Annotated in this window: 2 protein-coding genes; one reads left to right on the top strand and one right to left on the bottom strand. The window is 35.9% G+C overall.

All coding sequences use genetic code 11. The features are described from left to right. Positions 1 to 46: 46 nt before the first annotated feature. Complete coding sequence (locus tag J7R13_RS09085; RefSeq protein WP_026500787.1) at positions 47 to 265, top strand: membrane protein; 219 nt, start codon at positions 47 to 49, stop codon at positions 263 to 265. A gap of 60 nt (positions 266 to 325) precedes the next feature. Here J7R13_RS09085 and J7R13_RS09080 read toward each other — a convergent pair. Then, a partial coding sequence (locus tag J7R13_RS09080) for a type II toxin-antitoxin system YafQ family toxin (RefSeq protein WP_208438330.1) occupies positions 326 to 421 on the bottom strand: 96 nt, incomplete at its 5' end.

The raw sequence follows: 421 nt of genomic DNA, 5'->3' as shown, positions 1-421 counted from the left end.
ATCTTAAAGCATAACAAGCAGGGTCAACGCTTGTGTGGGTGGAAACATGGTTAGAAAAAAATCCAAAAAACACACAGAGCTTACAGAAGCAGAAAAAGAAATGCTTCAGGAAATGATACTTACCTACCAAAGTGTGAAAATGATGTCTCGCTTGATGAAATGGATAGCGTTTTTTATTTTTTTGTTGATCCTTGATTTTGCACGCCTCATGGATGCGCTAGATAATGTCATTGCACATTTAAAGCAGTGGTTTTCAAAGAACTGAACAACTGTCATAAAAGAAAAAAATGCGTAAAATTCTTTTTACTATGAATTGAAGATCCAATTATAAACGCAGTTCAGAATGGGAACCAAGTCGTAAAAGCTCTAGTGTTTTGGCATCTGGCTTTCGATAGATCAAAACTAAATCGGGCTTTATGTG

The organism is Bartonella taylorii 8TBB (genome assembly GCF_902825155.1).
Lineage (GTDB): Bacteria > Pseudomonadota > Alphaproteobacteria > Rhizobiales > Rhizobiaceae > Bartonella > Bartonella taylorii_A.
The sequence above is the reverse complement of the archived record's forward strand: the minus strand, read 5'-3'. Positions and strand labels throughout refer to the sequence as shown.